Annotated in this window: 24 protein-coding genes; 17 read left to right on the forward strand and 7 right to left on the reverse strand. The window is 37.6% G+C overall.

Going from position 1 to position 21,291, the window contains the following annotated elements; translation table 11 throughout:
* The first annotated feature begins 249 nt into the window (after positions 1 to 249).
* The gene (gene fadR / locus E2H97_RS08465; protein ID WP_133406736.1) at positions 250 to 969 is read left to right on the forward strand and encodes a fatty acid metabolism transcriptional regulator FadR; all 720 of its coding nucleotides are present in this window, start codon (positions 250 to 252) and stop codon (positions 967 to 969) included.
* A 47-nt stretch (positions 970 to 1,016) separates the two neighbouring features.
* On the opposite strand, the gene E2H97_RS08470 is transcribed toward fadR, so the two are convergent.
* From E2H97_RS08470 to E2H97_RS08495, 6 genes are all read right to left on the reverse strand, one after another.
* Positions 1,017 to 2,549: a SpoVR family protein gene (locus E2H97_RS08470; RefSeq protein ID WP_133406737.1), complete on the reverse strand. Its 1,533-nt coding sequence runs from the start codon at positions 2,547 to 2,549 to the stop codon at positions 1,017 to 1,019.
* A 12-nt stretch (positions 2,550 to 2,561) separates the two neighbouring features.
* Positions 2,562 to 3,827, reverse strand: a complete 1,266-nt coding sequence (locus tag E2H97_RS08475; protein ID WP_133406738.1) for a YeaH/YhbH family protein — start codon at positions 3,825 to 3,827, stop codon at positions 2,562 to 2,564.
* A gap of 136 nt (positions 3,828 to 3,963) precedes the next feature.
* Positions 3,964 to 5,898 carry a PrkA family serine protein kinase gene (locus E2H97_RS08480; protein ID WP_133406739.1) on the reverse strand — a complete coding sequence of 645 codons (1,935 nt, stop codon included), beginning with the start codon at positions 5,896 to 5,898 and terminating at the stop codon, positions 3,964 to 3,966.
* Between the two features lie 158 nt (positions 5,899 to 6,056).
* On the reverse strand, positions 6,057 to 6,539 hold the full coding sequence (gene bfr, locus E2H97_RS08485) for a bacterioferritin (RefSeq protein ID WP_133406740.1): 483 nt from the start codon (positions 6,537 to 6,539) through the stop codon (positions 6,057 to 6,059).
* A 12-nt stretch (positions 6,540 to 6,551) separates the two neighbouring features.
* Positions 6,552 to 7,022: a bacterioferritin gene (bfr, locus tag E2H97_RS08490; protein ID WP_133406741.1), complete on the reverse strand. Its 471-nt coding sequence runs from the start codon at positions 7,020 to 7,022 to the stop codon at positions 6,552 to 6,554.
* Between the two features lie 317 nt (positions 7,023 to 7,339).
* Complete coding sequence (locus tag E2H97_RS08495; RefSeq protein WP_170308268.1) at positions 7,340 to 7,573, reverse strand: (2Fe-2S)-binding protein; 234 nt, start codon at positions 7,571 to 7,573, stop codon at positions 7,340 to 7,342.
* Between the two features lie 139 nt (positions 7,574 to 7,712).
* On the opposite strand from E2H97_RS08495, the gene E2H97_RS08500 reads away from it, so the two are divergent.
* The 16 genes from E2H97_RS08500 (at position 7,713) to E2H97_RS08575 (ending at position 17,491) form a co-directional block, all read left to right on the forward strand.
* The gene (locus E2H97_RS08500; RefSeq protein ID WP_133406743.1) at positions 7,713 to 8,681 is read left to right on the forward strand and encodes an alpha/beta hydrolase; all 969 of its coding nucleotides are present in this window, start codon (positions 7,713 to 7,715) and stop codon (positions 8,679 to 8,681) included.
* A gap of 10 nt (positions 8,682 to 8,691) precedes the next feature.
* Entirely contained in the window at positions 8,692 to 9,021 is a 330-nt protein-coding gene (locus E2H97_RS08505; RefSeq protein WP_133406744.1) for an antibiotic biosynthesis monooxygenase family protein, read from the forward strand.
* 86 nt (positions 9,022 to 9,107) lie between these two features.
* Positions 9,108 to 9,509: a LexA family protein gene (locus tag E2H97_RS08510; RefSeq protein WP_133406745.1), complete on the forward strand. Its 402-nt coding sequence runs from the start codon at positions 9,108 to 9,110 to the stop codon at positions 9,507 to 9,509.
* A gap of 6 nt (positions 9,510 to 9,515) precedes the next feature.
* Complete coding sequence (locus E2H97_RS08515; RefSeq protein WP_133406746.1) at positions 9,516 to 10,772, forward strand: Y-family DNA polymerase; 1,257 nt, start codon at positions 9,516 to 9,518, stop codon at positions 10,770 to 10,772.
* Between the two features lie 154 nt (positions 10,773 to 10,926).
* A complete protein-coding gene (locus E2H97_RS08520; RefSeq protein ID WP_133406747.1) occupies positions 10,927 to 11,466 on the forward strand; it encodes a hypothetical protein in 540 nt (179 codons plus the stop codon).
* Positions 11,467 to 11,666: 200 nt separating this feature from the next.
* Positions 11,667 to 12,023 carry a VOC family protein gene (locus tag E2H97_RS08525; protein ID WP_133406748.1) on the forward strand — a complete coding sequence of 119 codons (357 nt, stop codon included), beginning with the start codon at positions 11,667 to 11,669 and terminating at the stop codon, positions 12,021 to 12,023.
* Between the two features lie 59 nt (positions 12,024 to 12,082).
* The gene (locus tag E2H97_RS08530) at positions 12,083 to 12,640 is read left to right on the forward strand and encodes a hypothetical protein (RefSeq protein WP_133406749.1); all 558 of its coding nucleotides are present in this window, start codon (positions 12,083 to 12,085) and stop codon (positions 12,638 to 12,640) included.
* 28 nt (positions 12,641 to 12,668) lie between these two features.
* Complete coding sequence (locus E2H97_RS08535; protein WP_133406750.1) at positions 12,669 to 12,905, forward strand: hypothetical protein; 237 nt, start codon at positions 12,669 to 12,671, stop codon at positions 12,903 to 12,905.
* A gap of 26 nt (positions 12,906 to 12,931) precedes the next feature.
* Positions 12,932 to 13,306, forward strand: coding sequence for a GCN5 family acetyltransferase (locus E2H97_RS08540; protein WP_218938242.1), 375 nt, complete (start codon positions 12,932 to 12,934; stop codon positions 13,304 to 13,306).
* Positions 13,307 to 13,395: 89 nt separating this feature from the next.
* A complete protein-coding gene (locus E2H97_RS08545) occupies positions 13,396 to 13,776 on the forward strand; it encodes a DUF6559 family protein (protein ID WP_133406751.1) in 381 nt (126 codons plus the stop codon).
* Between the two features lie 58 nt (positions 13,777 to 13,834).
* Positions 13,835 to 14,488 carry a Bax inhibitor-1 family protein gene (locus tag E2H97_RS08550; protein ID WP_133406752.1) on the forward strand — a complete coding sequence of 218 codons (654 nt, stop codon included), beginning with the start codon at positions 13,835 to 13,837 and terminating at the stop codon, positions 14,486 to 14,488.
* A gap of 32 nt (positions 14,489 to 14,520) precedes the next feature.
* Positions 14,521 to 15,024, forward strand: a complete 504-nt coding sequence (locus E2H97_RS08555) for a hypothetical protein (protein ID WP_133406753.1) — start codon at positions 14,521 to 14,523, stop codon at positions 15,022 to 15,024.
* Positions 15,025 to 15,141: 117 nt separating this feature from the next.
* Complete coding sequence (locus tag E2H97_RS08560; RefSeq protein ID WP_133406754.1) at positions 15,142 to 15,519, forward strand: SET domain-containing protein; 378 nt, start codon at positions 15,142 to 15,144, stop codon at positions 15,517 to 15,519.
* Positions 15,520 to 15,657: 138 nt separating this feature from the next.
* A complete protein-coding gene (locus E2H97_RS08565) occupies positions 15,658 to 16,359 on the forward strand; it encodes an esterase/lipase family protein (protein WP_133406755.1) in 702 nt (233 codons plus the stop codon).
* A 41-nt stretch (positions 16,360 to 16,400) separates the two neighbouring features.
* Positions 16,401 to 16,832: a hypothetical protein gene (locus tag E2H97_RS08570; protein ID WP_133406756.1), complete on the forward strand. Its 432-nt coding sequence runs from the start codon at positions 16,401 to 16,403 to the stop codon at positions 16,830 to 16,832.
* 8 nt (positions 16,833 to 16,840) lie between these two features.
* Positions 16,841 to 17,491, forward strand: a complete 651-nt coding sequence (locus tag E2H97_RS08575) for a hypothetical protein (RefSeq protein ID WP_133406757.1) — start codon at positions 16,841 to 16,843, stop codon at positions 17,489 to 17,491.
* A 91-nt stretch (positions 17,492 to 17,582) separates the two neighbouring features.
* Here E2H97_RS08575 and E2H97_RS08580 read toward each other — a convergent pair whose 3' ends face one another.
* Complete coding sequence (locus tag E2H97_RS08580) at positions 17,583 to 20,702, reverse strand: hypothetical protein (RefSeq protein WP_133406758.1); 3,120 nt, start codon at positions 20,700 to 20,702, stop codon at positions 17,583 to 17,585.
* Positions 20,703 to 21,291: the final 589 nt, after the last annotated feature.

The raw sequence follows: 21,291 nt of genomic DNA on the forward strand, positions 1-21,291 counted from the left end.
ATATTTATGGGGGTTCAGTCTAGACGAAATAAAAAATTCATTTGTCTACTCAGTTCTCAAAAAAAAGAAATAGAAAGCTGAAGCTTGAAATTCTACGGTTTCCAGTTTCAAAATGCTATCGTCGTCACAATTTTTCAGCAAAAAAATATCCATTCTGTAAAAAACATTCGCTAAGAGTTGTTTTCATTTGTGTTGTGTCTGGTATGATCAGTTACCAAGAATGCGAATAATTATTGGAAATGTAGGTTGATGATTATCAATGCTAAGGGACCTGCGAGCTTTGCAGAGAAATATATAGTGCGCTCTATTTGGGAAAATAAATTTCCACCTGGTTCTATTCTTCCAGCAGAACGTGAATTATCAGAGTTAATCGGTGTAACTCGTACTACTTTACGGGAAGTATTGCAACGCTTAGCAAGAGACGGTTGGTTGACTATTCAGCACGGAAAACCTACAAAAGTGAATAACTTTTGGGAGACTTCTGGCTTAAATATTCTTGAAACCATTGCCGATCTTAATCCTGATGGCTTCCCTGTATTAGTCGATCAACTATTATCGGCTCGTACAAATATCAGTACTATTTATTTTCGTGCAGCTGTTCGAACAAACCCTGGAATGGTACAAGAAGTGTTAGCTGATGTGTCAGCACTTGAGGATAATGCAGAAGCATTCGCTGAATTTGACTATCAGTTACATCATAAGTTGGCGTTTTCTTGTGGAAACCCGCTTTATGTTTTGATCTTGAATGGCTTCAAAGGCCTATACAGTCGAGTAGGGCGTTATTATTTCACTAGCTCAGAAGCAAGATCTTTAGCACTTGATTTTTATCATCAGTTGAAAGCTATTGCTGATAGTGGTGAGTTTGAAACTGTTCCGCTATTAATGCGCGAATATGGTATTAAGAGCGGAAAAGTATGGGCTCAAATACGTGACGACTTACCTGCCGAATATGCTCATGATGATAAGTAATAAATAACTTGTCTATAAAAAAAGCCCTTATCACTAAGGGCTTTTTGCTAATCTGCTTTTGTGCTTTCATTATTGTTGGAACGTTGAGGGCAACTGCCTAAATAAACCACTTCATTTTCAAATTTCTCTTCTTCTAAATGGACATCAAAGCCCCACAATCTATGCATGTGTTTGAGCACTTCTTGATGATCATCACTTAGCGGCATTTTGTTGTATGGCACGTGCCGTAAAGTTAAGGATCTATCTCCATTTACTTTTACATTATGTACTTGAATATTGGGTTCTAAGTTAGACAAGTTATATTGCTGCGACAGCTGTTGTCGTATTTCTCTATATCCTTGCTCATTATGAATGGCTGATATTGTCAGATGATCTTTTTCAGAATCATTAATCACTCCAAACAGTTTGAACTCTCTAATCAAGCGTGGTGATAAGTACTGGCTGATGAAGCTTTCGTCCTTAAAGTTCTTCATCGCGAAGTGTATGGTCTCCAACCAATCTTTACCAATAAGTTCTGGAAACCAATGCTTATCTTCTTCTGTTGGCTCTTGGCAAATTCGCTTAATATCCATAAACATATTAAAGCCAAGCGCATAAGGGTTGATGCCATTATAATAAGGACTATCGAAAGGTTGTTGTTTGATCACTCCAGTATGGCTTTCTAGAAATTCCAGCATGAACCTGTCCGTTACCACGCCTTGATCATACAAATGGTTGAGCAGGGTATAGTGCCAAAAGCTTGCCCAGCCTTCATTCATAACTTGAGTTTGTTTTTGCGGATAAAAATATTGCGAGATTTTACGAACAATCCTCACGATCTCACGCTGCCAAGGTTCCAGTAATGGTGCATTCTTTTCAATAAAATACAAAATATTCTCTTGCGGCTCAGGTGGGAATCGCTGCTCTGCATTTATTTTTAAGTTTTCTTTTGTTTCAGGAAGCGTGCGCCAGAGATCATTGACCTGACTTTGTAGGTAATCTTCACGCTGCTTTTGTTTTTCTTTTTCTTTTTGAATTGACAGTTTAGAAGGGCGCTTGTATCTATCAACGCCATAATTCATAAGTGCATGACAGGAATCTAATATTTCTTCTACTTTTGCTGAGCCTTGTTCTAGTTCACATTTGGCAATGTAGTTTTTGGCAAATACTAGATAATCGATTATTGAGCTAGCATCAGTCCAAGTTTGGAACAAGTAATTATTTTTAAAAAAACTATTATGACCATAACACGCGTGCGCAATAACTAAGGCCTGCATAGTAATGGTGTTTTCTTCCATTAAATAGGAAATACAAGGGTTCGAGTTAATAACGATTTCATAGGCCAGTCCCATTTGGCCACGTTTGTAGCTCTGTTCCGTTTGAATGAATTTTTTACCAAATGACCAATGGGTATAATTTACCGGCATCCCTATCGCAGAATAGGCGTCCATCATCTGCTCAGCAGTAATAATCTCTATTTGATTCGGGTAGGTATCTAGCCCATAGTGTTTAGCGGCTTCCCTAATGTGATGTTGATATTCTTCAATCAGTTCAAAGGTCCATTCTGGTCCATCACTTAACGGTAATTTTTGTTCTTCCATATCTTTAATCCCTTAAACAACGCGTTTTTTGAATAACTCTCGAAACACTGGATATATATCATTAACGGTTTTTATATGTTGCACAGCGATATTATCGAATTCAGCTTCTAGTTTTTCGTATTGACGCCACAAAGATTGGTGTGCTCGTTGGGTAATTTCGATATATGAGTAATATCGACATATAGGTAAAATTGATTGTTGTAATAAGTCTATACACTTACTGCAATCATCTGCCCAGTTATCGCCATCGGATGCTTGTGCTACATAAATATTCCACTCATTTTCTGGGAAGCGTTGCTGCTGAATTTCATTCATCAATTTAAGTGCACTTGAAACTATGGTTCCACCAGTTTCTTGCGAATAAAAGAACTCTTGTTCATCGACTTCTTTGGCTTGAGTATGATGACGTATAAATACCACTTCTAAATTTTCATAAGTACGAGTTAAAAATAAATACAGCAGTATATAAAATCGCTTGGCGATATCTTTCGTTGCTTGATCCATTGAACCTGATACATCCATCAAGCAAAACATGACGGCTTGTGAGGTCGGCACATGATGTTGCTTGTAGTTGTTATACCTAAGATCAAACGTGTCAATAAATGGCACTTTTTTGATTTTATGTTTAAGTTCAGCTACCTGCTGCCGTTTTGTCTTAATTTCTTCAATACTTGAACCTGGTATTTCCAATAATTCAGCTAATTCTTTTTTTTGCTTATTCAGTTCTTGTTTCTTACCTGCAGAAAGGGCGATTCGACGTCCTAATGATGCGGTAAGTGATCTCACGATATTAATATTGGTTGGGACACCATCAGTCGTAAAGCCTGCACGCTGCAATTGGGTTTCAACAATTTTAGAGTTATCGGTTTTGTGTAAATTTGGCAATTCAAGATCTTCAAATAAGAGCTCTAAGTATTCGTCTCTTGATATTTGAAAGATGAAATTATCTTCTCCTTCTCCAGAGTCCGAGGCTTCTCCTTCACCTTGCCCTTGTTGACTCTGCTTAGGCTTAGGAATTTTGTCCCCTGTTACAAACTCTTTGTTGCCTGGGTGAACTTGTTTACGAATACCGCCATCTCCATGATGAAAGAAGGGCTCTTTGGTATCTTTGGTAGGAATTTTGATTCTTTCACCCGTTTCGACATCAGTAACACTTCGCTGTGTTATCGCATCATTGACCGATTGCTTGATCTGTTTTTTGTTTCGTTCAATAAATCGCTGCCGATTAACGGTGCTTTTGCCTTTTGCATTCAATCGTCTATCAATGAAATTTGCCATACCGCCTCCATGCCAATGTTACTTGTTACCAAACACCTGTCATTTGATTGTCGCTGCTGCGAGTGAGGAGTCTAACAGTCTATTGAAAGCTAGACTCCTGCATTCGAGGTATGACACTTAATTTGTTGGGTAATAATTACGACGATTTTCTCACTCTTAAATACCACTCAGAAAGTAGCCTGACTTGCTTTTTGGTATAGCCTTTTTCCATCATTCGGTTGACAAAATCATCATGCTTTCTCTGATCATCGGTTGAGGTTTTTGCATTGAATGAAATGACGGGTAACAAGTCTTCAGTATTAGAGAACATTTTTTTCTCAATCACGGTTCGTAATTTTTCGTAGTTAGTCCACTGAGGATTATTGCCGCCATGGTTTGCTCTGGCTCGTAATACAAAATTGACGATCTCATTACGAAAATCCTTAGGGTTACTTATACCTGCAGGCTTTTCAATTTTTTCTAGTTCCGTGTTTAAAGCTGTTCGATCAAACAGTTGTCCAGTTTCTGGATCGCGGTATTCTTGATCTTGTATCCAAAAGTCAGCATAAGTCACATAACGGTCGAAAATGTTTTGGCCGTATTCTGAGTAAGATTCAAGGTAGGCGGTTTGAATTTCTTTACCAATGAATTCGACATAGTTCGGAATAAGGTAGCCTTTTAAAAACTCTAGGTAGCGTTCGCCTACATCTTTAGCAAACTGCTCTTGTTCAATTTGTTTCTCCAGCACATAAAACAGATGAACAGGGTTGGCTGCCACTTCGCACTGATCAAAATTAAATACTCTAGATAAGATTTTGAAAGCAAAACGGGTTGATAGCCCTGACATTCCTTCATCTACGCCAGCAAAGTCTCGATATTCTTGGAACGATTTTGCTTTAGGATCTGTGTCTTTAAGGCTTTCACCGTTATATACTCGCATTTTTGAATATATTGATGAATTTTCTGGTGCTTTTATTCGTGAAAGTACAGCGAATTTAGCCAGAATTTCCAAGGTTGAGGGAGCGCATTGGGCTTCGGTTAATTCTGAATTAGCAAGAAGCTTTTCATAGATGTGCATTTCTTCTGAAACACGTAAGCAGTAGGGCACTTTTACGATATATACCCTATCTAAGAAGGCTTCATTGTTTTTGTTGTTTCTAAAACTTGCCCATTCTGACTCGTTAGAGTGAGCGAGAATGATACCGTTATAAGGTAATGCTGATAAGCCTTCGGTGCCGTTGTAGTTACCTTCTTGTGTGGCCGTTAATAGTGGGTGCAAAACTTTTATTGGCGCCTTAAACATTTCCACGAATTCCATTAAACCTTGATTCGCTCTACATAAAGCACCTGAATAGGCATAGGCGTCAGCATCATGTTGTGAAAAATGTTCAAGCTGTCTGATATCTACTTTACCCACCAGCGAAGAAATATCTTGATTGTTTTCGTCCCCCGGCTCTGTTTTGGCTATTGCTATTTGATCCAATATGGATGGATACATTTTTACGACACGGAATTTTGATAAGTCACCTTCATATTCGTGTAAACGCTTGACTGCCCAAGGAGACATAATGGTCTTTAGATAACGAGTAGGGATGTTATAGGTGTCGCTAAGTAATTTACCGTCTTCATCTGCGGTGAATAAGCTGAATGGGTGGTCATTTACAGGGCTAGGAACACCGTCAGCACTCAACACATAGATTGGTTGCTGTTGCATTAAGGCTTTCAGCTTTTCAGCCAAGGAGGATTTACCACCACCGACAGGCCCTAATAGATATAAAATTTGCTTAGATTCTTCTAAACCCTGTGCGGCATGCTTTAGGTAAGCAACAATTTGCTCAATGGCTTCTTCCATGCCATAAAACTCAGAAAAAGCAGGGTAACGCTTAATGACTCGGTTACTGAAGATTCGACTTAAGACCGAATCCTTTGATGTATCTATGAATTCAGGCTCCCCAATGGCTGCGAGTAGCCGCTCTGCAGGTGATGAGTATAGACTTGGATCGTCTTTACACATATCGAGAAACGCTTCTAGTGTATATTCTTCATCTCGTTTGTGTTCATATCGTTGTTGAAATTGCTCGAAAATGCTCATAGATGCCCCCAGAAGAAAAGTGAAATGCCTTACACTTTTCAGTCTAGAAGTAAGTTATGGAATTTCCAGAAAATTCAATAAAAACAATAACATTTGCAAATGCAACTGTCTTTGGTTGGTTTTTTAGATCTATTAATCAAAATTTTTTAGCGGTGTTATTAAGTGGGTGATGATTTCATTTGAGACTCGATGTAATTTTGAATGCCAATTTTATCAATGAGCCCAAGGTGCTGTTCTAACCAATAAATATGATCCATCTCAGTGTCATCGAGTAATTTTTCCAATAGTTCACGACTGACGAAATCATTCTCATCTTCACATACAGAAATGATACCCCTGAGGCTTTCTGCTACTCGCTTTTCAGCTCTTAAGTCATTCTCTAGCATTTGTTTTACATTATTGCCGACATTGATTTTATCTCTTGATGCTGTGTCAGCTTTACCTTCTAAAAAAATGATTCGTTCAATTAATAATTTAGAGTGTTGTAATTCTTCCTCATATTCATGGGTCAATTTATTATGAAGCTTGTTGATTCCCCAGTCTTCATAGAGCTTGGCATGGGCTAGGTACTGATCCATTGATGTGAGTTCAAGCGTTAACTGCTTATTGAGTAAATCAATAACTTTCTTTACACCTTGCATAATAGGTTCTCTCTATTCTTCTAAATTGGCTTGCAAAAAGTTTTGTATACCAATGTTAGTGATGAGCATTTGCTGAGTCTCTATCCAATCAACGTAATCTTCTTCATATTCAAGTATTGATTCCATTAACTCTCTTGATACGAAATCTTGCTGCTGTTCGAAAAACTCAATGGTTTGTTTAAGTAAGGTGACTTGTTCCATTTGTAAGGCTAAGTCACAGCCGAGCATCTCTTCTGTATGTTCGCCAATTCTTAACCTTTCAAGGTGTTGTAGGTTAGGTAGACCTTCAAGAAATAAAATCCTTTCTATGATTGCATCCGCTTGCTTCATGTCTTCTATCGATTTGGAGTAGGCTTTTTGATTCAATTCTTCTAAACCCCAGTTTTTATACATTCGAGCATGAAGAAAGTATTGGTTTATAGAGGTCAGCTCTATGGTCAGTATTTTATTCAGAGTTTTTATAATGCCGCGATCAGTTTTCATAATGACAACCTTGGTTCAAAATGTTTGATAGGACTGTGCCACTCATAACTGTTATAAGGCGTTTTTAGATTCCACGCCAAGAACCAATGGATATAATCAATATTTGTTGAGTTATAACCAAAAGATATAAACCGTTATACAAATAAAATTGATTGCTGTTTGTTTTAGCTTCAACTTTGTTGTGAATATTTTTGATTTAGAGGGTGGGATAGAGGTTTTATTTTTAGGCAGGGGAGGAGTCGAACTTTTAAGTGAGTTGGAATCTTGTCGGTTTGATAAGCTAAGTCTTATTGATGTTCAGGATAAAAGATTGAAGACTATACCGCTTTGGCGAGATCATAATTAAGATCTTTTGCGCCATCTCGTACCATTCTTGCCGCCAGGTAGATACATTTACCGCACTCAGAGCCTAGTTCGTGAGTTTCACGCAAATCTTTAATATGCGTTGCACCATCATCAATCGCTTGCTGTATATCTTTTTCTGTTATGCCATGACAAACGCAAACATACATTTCATCAATCTCTTTTAGCTTTATTTTATATCTACACACGGATGATATAAACAATGCGAATCATTATCAATATAAAACAGGTTTGATTTTAGCTAATGGTAAAAAAGTTGACCATGTTCTCAATCTCAACATAGGATTAGGGCGCGCACTAGCTATAAATAAGAAAAAGGATATGGATATGTTTTTTATTACTAACCGAACTCCTGAGCAATCCGCTCGTTCTCGTAAAGGACGGCGTATTAGTTTCAATTATCAAAACACGGCAGTTTCGCAATACTTATATTTTTGCCAGCGTCATGATAAAGATGAATATACAGAGATCTTACACCATGACTTTTTTCAATATTTAAAGTCTTTACCTTCTCAAACTCAGCTTTTGTTTTACATTCATGGTTTTAACAACAATATGGAGCCTGATGTTTTCGATAGTGCAGATAAGCTGCAAAATTTAATCAATCAACAATCATCAGAGCTGGTGGAAGTTATCCCAATTATTTGGCCATGTGATGATGATTCTGCATTAGCCTTCATTAACGACTATTGGGATGATCAAGATGCTGCCGATGCCAGTGGTCCCGCTTTTTCTCGATTGTTAGGCAAATTTGAGCAATGGCGCCGTGAAGCTGAGCAGCAAAAGCAACCATGCTTTAAGCGTATGAATATACTGGCACATTCAATGGGAAACCGTGTTTTAGTGAATGCCATTGCAGACTGGGCATCAAAATATAATTCGAACAATATGCCCTTATTATTTCGAAATATTTTTATGGTGGCGGCTGATGTTGATAACCAAATACTTGAAGCCGATAAGCCTGGTCACTATTTGAGTGATGCTGCTCGTAACCTTGTTGTCTATTTTGCTAATGATGACTTGGCTATGCCAGCCTCTAAGTTAGCCAATTTACGGCATAAAACATTATCTCGCCGAATGGGAATGACAGGCTCTAATGACCTAAGTGAGTTGCCAAAAAATGTTTATGAAGTCGATTGTGATGACTTTAATAATAAGTTTGACCTGAAAGGGCACAGTTATTTTCTTGATAATAAGCAAGGTGATTTCAGCCCAGTTATTGGACATATGGTTCAAGCGATCAAAACAGGTCGTATTTCGCCTCCTTTGCGGAGCTATATTCTAGAAGCAAAATGAGAATGATATTGTGAGCTTAATTTCTAATACTCCTAAGCCACCTTACTATGCGGTCATTTTTACTTCATTGCGAACAAACATTGAAGATGGCTATGGTGAGATGGCGAATGAAATGATGGCACTAGCCGCGATTCAACCGGGTTTTTTAGGCGTTGAGTCTGCTCGTGAGTCTATTGGCATAACAGTATCGTATTGGGAAAGCTTAGAAGCGATAAAAAACTGGAAAAGTAACCCCGCACATCTTCAAGCCCAGAAACTCGGTAAGGATAAATGGTATTCAGCATACACAACTCGAATCGTTAAAGTTGAAAAAGAATACCGTTTCAATGAGTTACTGTGAATGAGAACATCTAGACAAACTTGGACTTTACCTTATCTGAATATCATTGCTAAAATATACTGTATAAATAAACAGTTTGTCGAGATATGAAGATAATTCCCATATTTGCGCAAGCAGGAATAACAGGTTTTGAATCGCCAGCGGCTGAATATTCACAGCTAGCATTAAGTTTGGATGAGCTTTTAATCGAACATCCTAGTGCGACTTTTATCGGTCGTGCTAGTGGCGATAGCATGCAAGGTGTTGGAATATTCGATAATGATATTTTGATTGTAGATAGGCATGTAAATCGTCGTCATATGGATATTGTGGTTGCCAACCTTAATGGAGAGTTTGTTTGTAAAATCTATGATGCCAACCGTAAGCAACTGCTTTCTGCCAATGAGCAATATCAAGCCGTTAGGATCAATGAATACGATGATTTTTCTATTGAAGGAGTGATCATTCGCTCTATTCGCTGTCATCGTGTTAGTACATTGCTGGGATAATGCTCCATGTTTGCACTTGTAGATGCTAATAGCTTTTATTGTTCTGCCGAAACGGTATTCCGACCCGATTGGCGACGAAAACCAATTATTGTATTAAGTAATAACGATGGTTGTATCGTTGCGGCAAATCGCCTTGCAAAAGAAGCTGGCATTAAAAAATTTATCCCGTATTTTCAAGCTCGTCACCTTTGCGAACAAAAAGGCATTATTGTTTGCTCCTCAAATTACGAGTTGTATTCAGATTTATCTGCCAAACTGATGCAAACCATAGGCCGGTTTGCACCTGAACAGCACATTTACTCAATCGACGAAACTTTCTTATCTTTTAAAAATAGCTTAAAAGCTATCCCTAATTTGGCTTTGCATGGGCAACAAATCAGAAGAACGGTTTGGAAAGAAACTCGCTTACCAGTATGTGTGGGAATCGCGTCAACATTGACCCTTGCCAAACTGGCTAATAACACCGCTAAAAAACACCGAGAGTACAAAGGTGTATGCGTTTTAGACTCTATAAGTAAAATAAAGACACTATTACAAGTTACGGATATTGAGGATATCTGGGGAATAGGGCGAAAGCTATCTGTAAAACTCAGGATTTTAGGTATTAATACCGCTTACGATCTTGCCAATATGCCAGCAAAGTTGGCCCGAAAACAATTTAGCGTTGAAGTTGAGCGTACCATTAACGAGCTTAATGGCATTGTTTGTAAACACTGGGATGATGTAAAAGCAGAGAATAGACAAATCTTTTCTACTCGAAGCATGGGTAATCGAATTACTACTAAGACTGAATTGCAGCAAGCGCTTTGCAAACATGTTGGTATTGCAACGGCTAAAGCACGTAAACAGGGGGCGGGTTGTACTCAAGTATTAGTGTTTGCCCATAGTTCGCCACATGATAAACAGCCACGATTCTTCAAACGTTTATTGAGTTTTCCAAGGCCTACAAACTGCACTATGGAAATTTGTACTGCTATATCACAGGTTATTGGACAGATTTTTGAAAATGACGTTCGCTATTACAAAGTGGGTATAGGTTTACTTGATCTTCTCGACGTGAAACATCAGCAATTAGATTTATTTAATAAGCCTATGGATAAACCTGAATTGATGGGAGTGATGGATAGCCTTAATCAACGCTATGGCCGAGATACGGTTTTTGTTTCTGCGCAAGGTACACAAGTAAAGTGGGGAATGCGTCGAAACTTTTTATCACCTCAATATACCACCAGCTGGAAAGCCGTTCCGCAAATTAGATGTTGATTTGTGATTGCGTTAATCAGTAATTGTTAGCAAAATGTAATGCTGCTGGTCTGATTTTAAGATAGTATCGAAATCCTAACGTGAAAACTGCGTATCTAGAAGTTATTTCAACTCAATTAAATGTACTGCTAAATCACTTAGGAATCCTGTAGTAATGGAACCAAATTACAGTAAATATAGCCTAGAAGAACTATATGATGTTGAAGCCAATATAGATTCAAGTAAGTATCCTGAGAGGCTGAAAAGGATTAAAGATGAAATACAATTGAGAAAGCCTGTACTTTTGGCCAATAAACAAAAAGCTCCCCTAGTAGATGTTAAAGATGCAGGAGTACACTTAACCATTTTTAATTATGATGAAAATGGCTTTGAACTTAAGCTATCTGTCACATATAACTTTCTGATTACATACCAAAAAACTTGGTACGAGATACGACTTACTTCCGAACAATTCAGTGACTTGGTTTATTGCCTTAAAAACGGTATCAAATCGTGGCATGGGAGCGGTGATTTATGGGGGGCAAGTAAAATATTCGTAAATGAACAAAGTTCCCCCTTTCAAAAAAGAGATATTCGTTTATATAGGAGGTGGTTTATTCTTGGCTTCTGTATCGTGCCTTCGACTTTATCCAGTGTGATCTTGCAAGCGCTATATAAAGTCGAGGAGCAGCAAGAAGCTCTACAGGGCAGCTAGGTATGTCTGATACCCTAATAATTCGTAAGCAACTCTGCAGATATTCAATTACTCAAAGGAGCAGGATTGGAAAGAGAATTTTTGGAGTGACGCATAATATTTAACTTCGTCATTGTTTTGCAATGGGTTAGCTAAGCACCCTATATATCCGTTAATTTGGCTTTGCGTGACTAAATCAACTTACATTATAGGTACATCTAATGAAAGAAAGTACGAAAATCCACTATTTAGAAGTAGTAACTTCTGACGCTGAGCAGGTTTGTTCGTTGTATTCAAAATCTTTAAACATCTTATTTAGTGACGTTATACCTGAATTGGGAAATGCTAGAACAGCTACTCTTTCGAATGGTAGCCTACTAGGTATTCGAGCACCAATGCACGATGCTGAAGAACCCACAACTCGTCCTTATTATCTTACTGACGATATTGAATTGGCTGTCAGTGAAGCGGAAAAATTAGGTGCAGATGTCATGGTTCCTCCAATGGATATTCCTGAACGAGGTAAATGTGCGATTGTGCTGTTTGGCACTATTCAAAGTGGTTTTTGGCAAGTTTAAATAACATAGTCATGTGGTAAGTTTTTCAAAAAGATGTTACCAAACGTATAGAGTAAACTATGAGCGCCATATTACCTGATAAGAAGCTTTCAAATAATACAAAGCTAGAAAAAGCATTTATTGAACTTGGTTGTAATTCTTTTCACAAGTCTTGTGAATACGTCAGCAACATTCCTTATGGACGAACGACTAAAAGTGATGACTGGAGTCTCGTTCTTATTGAAAATAGAGGTACTTGCAGTACAAAGCATGCGCTATTGAAGTCACTTGCTGACGAATTAAACCTCGATATTCAACTGACAGTTGGTATATACCCGATGAGGGAGTCCAATACACTAGGTGTAGGTAGTGTTCTGCAAAATACTGATTTTGAATACATACCAGAAGCTCATTGTTATCTAACATTTCAAGGTGAACGTTTTGATTTTACCCGCGCTAACTGTGAAGCAGAAGAGCCTATAAATACCTTTTTTCAGGAAACAGAAATACAGCCCGACGAAGTTGGTCACCGAAAAAAAGAAATCCATAAGACATTCATTAAAAAACACTTTCCTAAAAAGGGTTTTGAAGAGGTTTGGTTGATAAGAGAGAAATGCATTTTTGCATTAAGTACCTGACAAATAAATAAACTGAGGCCTATAAATTATGAGGCATGAGCTGTGGGTTGAACCAGATGGCTTAGATACATTTTGTTTAAGTGGCGAGCATGGCGATGATGCTAGAGATTTGTTGGAACCCGGCTCCAAGCTTGTCTGGACGTGTAAGGCAAATAGTCACTTCGAAGCAATGACAAAATACTATAAATTTCGTGATTGGGGAGAATACCATACAGATTACCCTGAGCATGACAAAAAAACATATAAAGAATTAGGCTATGAATAATTTCGTAGAACAGGTAGATATTAGATATGTATCCAGAAGTCAAAGATATAGAACTTGTCGGTAGTTATGAAGCTGCGGCTTTTGCTGGAGGAGGTTATGTTTGGGATGAAGTTCTTGAATATCGTGTTTGGTGTTACCTTAGTGATGGAGCAAGTGATTTAGTCGAGGGATATGATTATTACTATTCTTTTGAGTCGTTTGAGAGTGCAGAAAAGTTCTATCTGTCAACTCAAGGCGCACAAGTTCCATTAGCCTTAATTCTTCAAAATGAGTACATAGACGAGCCCGAACATGAGAAATACGTGCATGTAAAAAAAGCAACGTATTGCAGAATGGCCAGTAGAGTTTTTGTCTCGTCCCAGAAGAACAAAAAATACAATTCCAGATTTTATGTCTCCTAATGCTCCAGCTAACAAATTAGACATAATCAGAGGTGCTGCGTAACGAACTGGATTAGTTCATAACCACTAAAGCAAAATAACGGAACTATATGTTTGCAAATCTATTTAAGAAAAACTCTATCCCCAAGATAGCTAGAACCATACCTATTGCTTTAGTTGATGAATTTGACAAGCAAACCTTCTATACGCCAAAGCAAGTAAAAGATGTGTTCAATAAAGAGTTTAAATACGAACATAACTTAGATTACGCGTACGCGATGTTCTGTACTAAGTCAGATTTTGAAAAGTTGAATCTGAACTCTGATTATCAAGCCTTGAGAAAAGATATATCAAAATCTTGCTTTGGAAATTGGCCAAGGTTCAATTTTGAGTCTCTGTTGTTTTATGCGAAAAATCGCCAAGGCATGGGAGGAGAGGGCGGTTTCTTCTCAGATGCTGGCTGTGGCGATGGAGGAGGCGGAGGAGAGTAGGAACATAGAGAGTAAAAAACTGCGAAAACTTCGAGAATTAATAGATAAGGATATTGTTATGGACAGCGTTTTTGATAGAAGAGAAACCACAGATAAAATCATCGGTAATTCAGCCTATAACCTGATAATAGGATTAACCTTGCTGTGGGGATTTGCTGTGAATTGGTTTATGGTTGCCCATATACCAGTGGATTCGATAAGAAGTATTGACCCGATCATATTTTTTATTGGATATTTTGCCTCATGTTTTTTCGGAATATACCTATTTAACTCTTCCGATAAGCCAATTGTAAGCTTTATTGGCTATAACTTTGTTGTCGTTCCTTTCGGCTTGATCATAAATTTGGTTGTTAGCCAATACGATCCTGATTTGGTATTAGAAGCAATAAAAATGACTGGTATGGTCACGTTTGTGATGATGCTACTAGGCACAATGTATCCAGCCTTTTTCAATAAAATAGCTGGTGGACTAACCATAGCGTTACTGTGTGTCATCATCGTTGAGCTTATTCAAATTTTTATATTCAAAAAACACTACGGGATCATGGACTGGATAGTTGCACTTATATTTTGTGGCTACATAGGTTATGACTGGGCGAGGGCGAACGCTATTCCAAAAACAGTTGATAATGCCATTGATAGTGCAGCCGCTCTTTATATGGATATTATTAACCTCTTCCTACGAATACTGAGAATTCTTGGTCGAAGATAAAAAAATTGCTCAGTTACGCTCAAGGATCTTTTATGAACTCGGCTATTATTTCTGGTCTGATTGGCGGTGTCTTAATCGCCATATTAAATGTCTACACATCAAAAAAGCTTAGAAAGTCGAAAGTCAAAGGCGAGTTGAAGTTTGGAGCCTTCATTGCATCTTCGAGTTTTCTAAGTATGGCTTTAACAGGAGTGCTGATTGCTGCTTTTTTTTATAACGCTGACGTTTGGGACAATCCTATAGAGTTTTTAGCAATTACATGTTTAATAATAAAATTTTCTGTTATCGCAATTTATTGCTTTGTTGAGTATTTTAAGGTTCATGGAAAGTTCGATGAAATTGGCATTCATTTTACAACACCTTGGACGGGGCGAAAGATGGAAACATGGTGCCAATTAGAAAGTGTAAAATTGAACTCTCATGCTAATTGGTACACCTTAAAGTTTAAATCTGGAAGTGTTATCAGGCTATCATGCTTTTTAACCGGTCATGGTGATGTGATAGATCTCCTTAATAGCAAAGGTTACTTTGAATAATAAGAGTTTGAGGGCATACATTGGTAACCATTAAACTATATGGTGTTCAGCTTAAGTTTGTTACGAAATGGTAGGCTTTAATACCAATTCATCGTAATAAAGTAAAAGAGGCATAGGATGTTTAATGTGAAGGTTTCTATCGCTCCAAGCTCAATTCACGGGATTGGCTTATTTGCAGAACAATCGATCCAAAAGGGGGAGGTCATATACACAGAGGTTCCGGAGTTGGATTTGCATATAAGCAAGGAACAATTTACTAAATTAGATAAAAATGAGCAGTTCTTTATTGAACACTATGGCTTCTTTAATGAAGTAAAAGGGTATTGGCATTTATCTCATGACAATATCCGATTTTGTAATCATGCGACTCAATCCAACATTACATGGAAAGATAATGCGTACCTTATCGCTTTAAAGGATATTGCTCAAGGTGAAGAAATCGTTCAAGACTACCGTGAAATGAACTCATACTCCTGTAGGGCACTCAATAATTAATTTTGGGATTAGTGTTCTTACTGCTCAGAATAGTTCAATATCTTATGCTGCTTGCCCAGTAGCTTACTTCGAGATAGTTTATCGAAAGTATTTGTCAGATACTAAGAATTGAAACTTAAATGGATATAAGTCGTTAATATGAAAAAGATTCCACTTGCTATATTTTTACTGTTATTTTCTACTTTTTCGTTTGCCAATAGTTGTGTGATCCTTTTACACGGATTAGCAAAGTCGGAGCGTGATATGAGGAAACTTGATGAGGCATTAGTTAAAGAAGGTTTTGTAACTGTCAACTTTGACTACGATTCTAGAAATTTTCCTATAGAAACGCTTTCATTAAACGTCGTTCCTTCGGCCATAGAGCAATGCCCCAAAGGAGCAAAAATAAATTTTGTCACTCATTCAATGGGGGGCATTGTCGTTCGAACTTACCTAGCAGATCACAAAATAGATAATCTGGGTCGAGTGGTTATGCTAGGTCCACCAAATCAAGGAAGTGAAGTGGTGGATACCTATAAAAATGTCCCTGGCTTTAAACAAATAGGAGGACCTGCTGGTCTACAGTTAGGTACCGGAAAAATGTCGGTTCCTAACAGCATTGGAGCTGCTGAGTTCGATGTTGGTGTTATAGCTGGAACTCGAAGTATCAATCTTATTCTTTCCAAATTTCTGCCGGGTAAAGATGATGGGAAAGTCACTGTTGAACGTACAAAACTTAAAGGGATGAATGATCATATTTCAATGCCTGTTACTCATCCATTCATGATGAAAAACAAAAAGGTGATCAAGCAGGTTATCTATTATTTGAAGAACGGTTATTTTTATCGGGAAAGTAAATAAAGCTTCCGCGGGATAAAATCAGATGGGGTTTAGGGAATTCAATGCAAAGGAATAATTTACTTGTTATTGCGGGCTGGCTAAGTATTATAGCTGCGCTTTTACATATCAGTTGTATTTTCGGTGGGCCTGATTGGTATCGTTTTTTTGGTGCTGGCGAAAAAATGGCTCAAATGGCTGCAGCTGGGGATCCTTATCCAACAATTGCAACGCTTATTATCTCGGCAATTCTTGGTGTTTGGGGGCTTTACGCTTTTTCTGGTGTAGGGGTAATTATTAAACTGCCTCTCCTCAAAACATGTCTCGTTTTAATTACGACTGTTTATTTAGTTCGTGGAATCGCAGGTTTGATATTGCCATTCGTGACTACTAGCCCAAATATTCATCATAACTCGATTACATTTTGGATGGTGAGTTCAATCATTTGCTGTATCTATGGGATATTTTATTTTTTAGGAACTAAACGGCTCTTTTAGGTATTTGCATGATTTCATCAAAAAAGATCAGCTTATTTAGTATTTGTCTCGGAACTATTCTTAGTGGATGTTCGACTAGTTACAATGAGACAATTGTAACCGCTTCTGGCCTCACAAAAGGTGAATATCGTCAAATTGGTTTTTCAAGTCAATGGGAGATAAACTCTCTAATTGATATTAACCATGATATATCTATACGAATTCTACCTAGCTCTTGGATATCACTTACACATAATCGAGAATATTGCCCTAAAGATAATAGTGTTTTCTATGTGATGTTGTGGTCGCAGTCAGGGCTAACTATTGATGTATCAAGTTCTTTTTTTGAAACATCAACAAAAAGAGTTCCTATCTCTCAAGTTAAAATAGCAGAAACAAATAAGGTCATTTACTCTACTAAGCAGGATATTTCTGCAATTTCAATTAAAAAAAGTAAATATACGCAGCATGAGCTACAGGCTTTTTGGAAAGAAAATAATTATAAGAAAATGAGACTTGATGATTCAAGGCTGTATTTAGAGATTCAAACTACCGAGTTTGTTGGGTGTCCTATGGATAAATATAAATTATTTTTGACATTTGGTGATAAAGAATCAGGGGAAACATTTACAAACACCTTATATTTCTATCCTGTTGAATTCGAAAGTTTCAGTGGATAATTTTGTAAGCGATAAACCAGAGCTCTATAAAAAGTTAAGAAATCGACCTAAATCACCAGTAGCGCATGGATTGCATAAGAAGCTTGCTTAGTTAGACTTGTGATTCGTATTTCCCTAGTTCTTCACTAATCTTAGCTGCAGTATCAGCCGGTAATTGGCTTAATAAATTCGCTCTATAGTGCTGATTAAGCATGCTGGCTAAGTTTGTTAATTGCTGTAGATTGAGTTGTTTGGCCCCAGTTGTCCGTGTCGCACGAGCAATTATTGTTTGTTGCAAGTCGTCAGCGTCTTCACCAAAACTGTCCATTATGAATTGTGCTCTAACTTGCGTTTCTAGTGCCATTACCATCTGTAAGGCTTTGAATTCTGATTTATTTTCCTTTAAGTAAGCCAAGTATTCCTGTTTTTGCTCTAACGAAAGGGCTTTAGCCAGTTCTGCTTTATATAGAGGCTCTTCTGAAGAAAAATATTCAAATAAAAATTCATTATTTACATGTTTAATAAGCAATTCTTTAGCTTTACTGGGTTGGTAGGGATAAAGTTGCTCTATGGTTGTCCATGGCACTTGCACACAGGCTTTTGCAAAGTCATCACCTAAGATTTGCGCTAAATAGTTTAAATCCCAGCCAGTTAACATATCAGGTAACATTGTAATAATAGCGGTTGCTTGTGCTTTAATATTTGCTAGTCGTTCAGAGTTTCCAGCAGCATCATCTTGAAATTCGCTTGCTAGTCGTTGCGTGAATAGACCCAATATCCTTTTTGCGCTTTCAGATGTTTCTGATTGCTTAAATACAGATATAGCCTCATCAACAGGTATTGAACGTAGCAATTGAAGTTTCCTACTTGAAATAACATTAGTAATGCTTTTATTCGTCGATATCAAAATAGCTTTGGCGTCAGTGGGCATTAGAATGAAACACTCGAGCATTAAATCTTTGCCGTCAGTTTGTAGTGATTGAACATGCTCAATTAACTCTACTGCATTTTTAATTAACCGCTGATGCTGTTCCGGTGCAGAATTGTTAAGAGCTAATTGCAGAGCACTTACGATTCGTGTAGGGCTTGGTTTACGACTTTCAGTAAAAACTCGTTTCACCGCTAAAGAAAATCGTTTCTGCTTAGATTCAGGAGATGCTAATAGACCAGCCAGACTTCCTTCCATGTCATAAAGTGCATCAGTAAAAACCGAATTGTCTTCATCGTATCTTTTAGCTCTTTGTTCATCTTCTGGGATTGCTTTATCGAAATCTCGGTCGCTAAATACTAATAATCGCTGGGCAATCAAAAAACCTGCTGATGGTTTTTGTTCGAGTTGCAAGCAACTATAAATAGCTAGCAATAAACGAAAGTCATCACTTTTCACCTGCTCTATATCAGCTTGTAACTCTACATTAAAAGTTATTACTCCTCGCAAGGCCGCGAAATCGAGAACATTTGCTTTTATATAATCATACATGGTTGGATGTGAAAGAACGTATTTATATAACGTGTTTATGATTTGCTGTTTTACTTGCCCACTGGAATATTCAAGTAAGATGGATAGCGTCAAGTTACTCATCCTTCTGGTGTCTCTGTCTGCGATATCATCGACTACAAGTTTCACCAGCTCTTCAATTTCCGATGGATGCTTAGCTGATAATTGTGGTGTGACTTCTGACAACGTTTTCAAAATAGAGGGAATTTTTACGCCAAAATGGCGAACTCTCTCTAGCTCAGAGGCGTTATCAGACAAACCAATACAGAGATGAGTAGCACGAGGCATCCATCTTAAACAGTATGTTCCTTGAGTTCTTGATTCATTTATTAGTAAATAACTTAGACATTGTTTCCATTCATCTTTGGCTTGCTCACGCCTTGAATTAATAGCTTTTTGCACTGGTGGTAGTATATATTCTGCCCATGTTTTTCTTATTCTTTCCTCTCTAGACAACTCAGGTTCACAAATTAAAGCATCATTTTGTTTCAACATATGAATGACTACTGTAATACTCACTACGCCAGGGATGTGCTCGTTCAGCACCGATATCAGCACGCAAGCCTTCAGAATATCTGATTCAATCAGTTGAAGTAAATATGAATCTAGCTTGCTATCTTTCTTTAACATTTCCCAAACCAAAGGTGGTAATCTTTTGCAAGCCGATTTAATAACTTCAGTTGAAGCCTGTCGTAAAACCATCACTTTAAAACAGGCTCTTACCACCTCTGATGATGAATCATGAGGCATTTTAATTAAGAGCGATACTATGCTTTCGGCTTTTAGGTGTTTATGTTGAAGTAATGTCGTTATTGTCCCGTCATTTATGATGCGAGTAATGCCTGCAGGGCCGAGAATATCAAGTAAATGATTTAGCTGACATTCAGCTTTTAAGTTGATAAAACTTGTAATGAAGTCTGCTGAGGAGATTAGAGGACTAATTCTCTCAAAGTATGGCTGTTGCTTGTGAGTTGGTAATGTTCGTACCAAAAAAACTAATTTTTGAGGATCATTTAAAGCGAGTGAAACCATTTTTGAATCTGAAAAGATAAAGTCAGCTTCAGGGGCCATGACGACGTCTACTTGATCTATTTCTGCATCGTCTTGCTTAGTGGTAACTTCAGCTTGAACAACATCCTCATGCTCTGGATTAGCGGTAACTTCAGTTTGATCAACATCATCACGCGCTGACTTAGTTGTATCTTCTATTTGCTCAACATCTTCAGGTTGATTGAAAACGTCAAGTTTAACCATTCCCTCAAAAGTAAAACTGTCATCTTCAATCGTATCTTGTTGAGTGGGAAACTCTTCACAAGTCTCTTGCTGAGTCGATGGTTCTAGCTGATCACGGAAATAAAGGAATTCACGCATAATCATGGCGGCTTGTTTGGCGGAAGCATCGGTGACTATTGTCCAAAATTGTTCATTTTGAGCAGCCAGAGTTTGGTTTTTCAACCAAGATAATTCTTGAGTGTCGCTTTTTACTAATATCTGTTGTAAAGCAACAGAACAGACTTCAGTTGGCACTGCTTTTGCTGTTACCCAGATGCCAAATATTTCTACAACACGTATACCTTTGCCGTCAAGCGGATTACCAGTTACTTTAAACTTGTGCTTCACACCGTCACTCGATTTACAACTAACTGTAACAACACCGTTATTGTACAACTCCTTTTCATTCTCTTTAGTCCAAAAAGAGTGTTCTACTGTTAAGTTTGAGCCGCCAACTGCCATAGTTTACTCACGTTAATACTTTAAAATTAATTCAATAGCTTAAGTTTTGTAAACATGTCAGTGTTTAGCAATAACAGTGAATTAAAATTAATTCAGCAGTAAGAAAGTGTGCATGAAATTACAAATATCTGAAATAAATTTTAAAGGTATAGGTTTGTGTTCTACACCTTGTAAGCACTTAGACTAAGGGGAAAAGCTACTGCAGGAATCATTGGCGACTTTTTTGGAGCAGAAATGGTAGGCTGTATTCTCCTTGTGAGTTAATATTGTGGCAAAACTAATGGGAAGTTCAGTGCTGCTATGGAAAACCATACATTGGCTCCTTTGTCATTAGTTATGGAGTCGTAAATGAGGTTTCGTTATTTTATTTGCCTAATCATGGGTATTATTTTTACTTTCTTAGGGATATTTATTGGTCTTCAAATCTCACCTATGGTCGGAACTATTATATTGTTTCCATTAATTGCCATTTCCTGGTTGTTTGGAGGAGGGGGATTTCTTGATTTACCATTTTCAATCCTCGTAATTCTTTTCGTTATCACAAGCTTTATTTGGGCTGTAATGTTTTATGCGCTTTCACTCAAATTAA

The sequence above is a fragment of the Parashewanella tropica genome (assembly GCF_004358445.1).
GTDB lineage: Bacteria > Pseudomonadota > Gammaproteobacteria > Enterobacterales > Shewanellaceae > Parashewanella > Parashewanella tropica.

Bases quoted from the DNA above. Each gene is read 5' to 3' on its own strand.
- E2H97_RS08580 (WP_133406758.1), bottom strand. From the start codon at position 20,702: ATGGCAGTTGGCGGCTCAAACTTAACAGTAGAACACTCTTTTTGGACT.
- E2H97_RS08535 (WP_133406750.1), top strand. From the start codon at position 12,669: ATGAGGCATGAGCTGTGGGTTGAACCAGATGGCTTAGATACATTTTGT.
- E2H97_RS08540 (WP_218938242.1), top strand. From the start codon at position 12,932: ATGTATCCAGAAGTCAAAGATATAGAACTTGTCGGTAGTTATGAAGCT.
- bfr (WP_133406741.1), bottom strand. From the start codon at position 7,022: ATGAAAACTGATCGCGGCATTATAAAAACTCTGAATAAAATACTGACC.
- E2H97_RS08510 (WP_133406745.1), top strand. From the start codon at position 9,108: ATGAAGATAATTCCCATATTTGCGCAAGCAGGAATAACAGGTTTTGAA.
- E2H97_RS08545 (WP_133406751.1), top strand. From the start codon at position 13,396: ATGTTTGCAAATCTATTTAAGAAAAACTCTATCCCCAAGATAGCTAGA.
- E2H97_RS08515 (WP_133406746.1), top strand. From the start codon at position 9,516: ATGTTTGCACTTGTAGATGCTAATAGCTTTTATTGTTCTGCCGAAACG.
- E2H97_RS08550 (WP_133406752.1), top strand. From the start codon at position 13,835: ATGGACAGCGTTTTTGATAGAAGAGAAACCACAGATAAAATCATCGGT.
- E2H97_RS08530 (WP_133406749.1), top strand. From the start codon at position 12,083: ATGAGCGCCATATTACCTGATAAGAAGCTTTCAAATAATACAAAGCTA.
- E2H97_RS08565 (WP_133406755.1), top strand. From the start codon at position 15,658: ATGAAAAAGATTCCACTTGCTATATTTTTACTGTTATTTTCTACTTTT.
- E2H97_RS08475 (WP_133406738.1), bottom strand. From the start codon at position 3,827: ATGGCAAATTTCATTGATAGACGATTGAATGCAAAAGGCAAAAGCACC.
- E2H97_RS08575 (WP_133406757.1), top strand. From the start codon at position 16,841: ATGATTTCATCAAAAAAGATCAGCTTATTTAGTATTTGTCTCGGAACT.
- bfr (WP_133406740.1), bottom strand. From the start codon at position 6,539: ATGCAAGGTGTAAAGAAAGTTATTGATTTACTCAATAAGCAGTTAACG.
- fadR (WP_133406736.1), top strand. From the start codon at position 250: ATGATTATCAATGCTAAGGGACCTGCGAGCTTTGCAGAGAAATATATA.
- E2H97_RS08500 (WP_133406743.1), top strand. From the start codon at position 7,713: ATGTTTTTTATTACTAACCGAACTCCTGAGCAATCCGCTCGTTCTCGT.
- E2H97_RS08570 (WP_133406756.1), top strand. From the start codon at position 16,401: ATGCAAAGGAATAATTTACTTGTTATTGCGGGCTGGCTAAGTATTATA.
- E2H97_RS08555 (WP_133406753.1), top strand. From the start codon at position 14,521: ATGAACTCGGCTATTATTTCTGGTCTGATTGGCGGTGTCTTAATCGCC.
- E2H97_RS08470 (WP_133406737.1), bottom strand. From the start codon at position 2,549: ATGGAAGAACAAAAATTACCGTTAAGTGATGGACCAGAATGGACCTTT.
- E2H97_RS08560 (WP_133406754.1), top strand. From the start codon at position 15,142: ATGTTTAATGTGAAGGTTTCTATCGCTCCAAGCTCAATTCACGGGATT.
- E2H97_RS08525 (WP_133406748.1), top strand. From the start codon at position 11,667: ATGAAAGAAAGTACGAAAATCCACTATTTAGAAGTAGTAACTTCTGAC.
- E2H97_RS08480 (WP_133406739.1), bottom strand. From the start codon at position 5,898: ATGAGCATTTTCGAGCAATTTCAACAACGATATGAACACAAACGAGAT.
- E2H97_RS08520 (WP_133406747.1), top strand. From the start codon at position 10,927: ATGGAACCAAATTACAGTAAATATAGCCTAGAAGAACTATATGATGTT.